Raw genomic sequence first — 2858 nt, forward strand, 5'->3', positions numbered from 1 at the left:
CGGCGGCGCTCCAGCTCCTCGCGTTCCTCGGCCAGTTCACGGCGACGCCGGTGCAGTTGCTCCGTTCTGCCATACCCTTAAGCCACCCATCAATCTCCGCATTCGTCTTTTCCATCATTCTCACGACGATCTGCTTCAGTGGATTGCTATTGTTTGTAACTCCTAAGCAAAGAATATTGCTAAGTCGCGCAACATCTATATCTTTGACATGGTAAAAATTCTCGAGCTCACGTGCTATCCATAGTGCGACACGGATGCTCGCATCATCGTGAAAATAGTTCAACTTATCGAGTGTCGAGACTTGTACAGTTGTCGCCGAAGCCTGAGCATCTTCATCAGACAAATACACATTCCCATTGGGAAAATTCGCGCCATGCAGATATAGTCGAACGTTCTTGACTTCGACAGATTTGACCTTGAGAGCCGCCCATCGTGTCATGTGGTTTGCGGTTGCCAGCAAGAACTGCATGGCAATGTCATGTCGGAGACGTCCAATTACTCTCAATCCTTCTGTCTTCACATAATCGACAAACTTCGGAATGGGAAGGGCCAGCTGTCGACCTTTAGCAAGGCATAAATCATATTCCTTGCCTGCGATCGGGAGCCCTCTAGCAACAAGCTGGTCCGTAGCATGCAGCGGCATCCGATGATCCTGAACCGCTACAGGCAAGGCTACCGCGAACTGCGCCGACTGTCCGATTCTTTTGGGATTGCCAGCCTGGTTCAAATCACATTGCTGAGTTATGTGAACTAGGCACTCTGTCTCCGGGGTCAGTACTTCCGGTGCTAAGACGGCTCCGAAAGGTACAAGTCGATTGAACCGGCTTATTGCATCTTGAGTATTCAAATTCGCCAGTGCATCTGGGACACCAAATCCAGTCCAGGTAAAATGTGAAATTAGTCCGCGACCATTTTTGGGTTTGACGAATGGAGCAATAAACCTTGTTTCAAGTGCTACCTTTTCTCCAGGCCTTAAATATTTCTGAAACGTTTCATCTAAATTTTCGATGGCGGTACCAACGGCTGAGTTAGACTCGACATGCCAGAGGTATTCGCGTGCGAGGAGTTCACTTAGATATTCGTCGTACGGATCATTGTCACTGAACGCCGTTAAATGGAGATCCTGCATTGCGGCGGCGTCCAGATTCCAGAGCGCCTCACTAGCTTTATCGGATGCATCTTTCAACGCACCTATCCACGTCCGCATGAAAACGCGCATACGCTCGGCGATCTCGCGCTGTCGGTCTAATTGTTGGTAACAAAGACTCAAACCCTGATGCCCGAATTCCTTTTTCCTAACTTCGGACTTGGGAAGAATGATCATGCCAGCCGCACTTATTTTTGACCCCGCGCTAAAGCGCGTGATCGAGTCGACCAGCTCTCTATGGCTAGACATGAGGATAATGCACGGAAGAGGGACTCCAAGTGCACCTAATTCCCTAAGGTAATCGATCAACTGATCGACGGCGGCCGTACTCGACTTCAAAACTAAGTCAAGAATGATCAGGTCGTACTCGATTAGTGATTTTTGATCCGGCCGTGCTTCAATATATTCTATCGAATGACTAGGCGATGGAAACGCCATTTCCAGATTTTGGCGAAGATTATCGATATCGTTCGCGCGATTCAGGAATGGTTGCAATTTTTCTTTTAAAGGCTGTGACGCATGTGCAGTGAATCCCGCGGACAAGATGACTTCATTGACCACGGCATCAGACGAAATATAGCTGCGCGCTGCATCGACGCCATATTCCTCGACTTCACCGAAATTCTTTACTATTTTTACAATGTCCCAAAGCGCAGAAAACTCCGGGCTACTGAGGTCCTCAAATGGATCCGCAACTAGTTCGCGCAGATGCGAATGTGACAGTCCGCAAAGTTCGTCATCAACCACAAGAATGCGTGTTTGCTTAAGCATCGCAGCAGGTGCTGGTTGTGCCGCAGATGCAGGTTGCGGCGGTTGCTCCAACTTGTTGTCGCTGCTTCCCCCGGTATTCACCTATTTTTCCTCCTTGGGTAACTCAATGACAAATGTTCGCAAACGACCATCTGCCTCTGGTGTCTCGTCTAGATAAAGACTCCCGCCATGATATTCCACAAGCTCAGATGCTATGTACAAGCCCAACCCTTTTCCCTTTTTCCTCGTAGAATAATATGGTCTAAATATTTCTTTTCCGTATCTTGGGTCAATTCCCGGTCCATTGTCCCAGACGTTGATCGTCAGCGCCTTCGAATCAAGTTCTACACGGATTGTTCTTTGCTCGTCTCCATCACGCATTCCTTGCTGTAGCCAGTAAACTGAATTGCTCAGAAGATTTTCTAGCGCTTGAGAAATCAAGCCTCGAACCATGTTCACTTTTAAAATGGTTGATTCGTTGGCTTCCACGTCATCCAGGGTAACTACTGGGACGATATCGTGGCGCTCAAAGCGATTCTTGAAGCCGGAAACAATCGTTCTAGTTTGAGCTACCGCATCATAGACCTCCCGTCGATGGCGGCCTGAAGGGCTCATAGCGTCGACAGTTCGAATACGCTTGTTTGTGGCAACAATCTGGCCACGCAAATTGTCTATGATCTGAACGGCACCGTCTCCGCTCTTTTGTTTGAGATCTGTCAAGAGCTGCCCGGTACTTTCTGTAAGGCGTGAAAGCTCGTGAATAACGATCTCGACCACCAAACCGATATTGGCTAGCTCGAGTAGCTCAACTCTCGTTTCCCTTGCAATAGAAAGTGCATTTTTTATTGTCTTTACATATTCCACTTGCCCTTTTAGGGTATCTCTAATCTCGATCAATTTTGGCTTCTGCTCGCGAGGAATCGATTTGCTGATTTCCTCGACAGAGAGAACCGTTTTTTTC

At 48.1% G+C, this 2858-nt stretch carries 2 protein-coding genes; both read right to left on the bottom strand.

Annotated features, from left to right (window positions below; translation table 11 throughout):
• A partial coding sequence (locus ABZ312_RS45035) for a hypothetical protein (protein WP_500440221.1) occupies window positions 1-1999 on the bottom strand: 1999 nt, incomplete at its 3' end.
• The coding region (locus ABZ312_RS45040) for a sensor histidine kinase (RefSeq protein ID WP_500440222.1) at window positions 2000-2858 on the bottom strand (859 nt) is incomplete at its 5' end. It abuts the gene before it with no gap.

The sequence above is a fragment of the Streptomyces sp. NPDC006207 genome, from assembly GCF_040613835.1.
GTDB lineage: Bacteria > Actinomycetota > Actinomycetes > Streptomycetales > Streptomycetaceae > Actinacidiphila.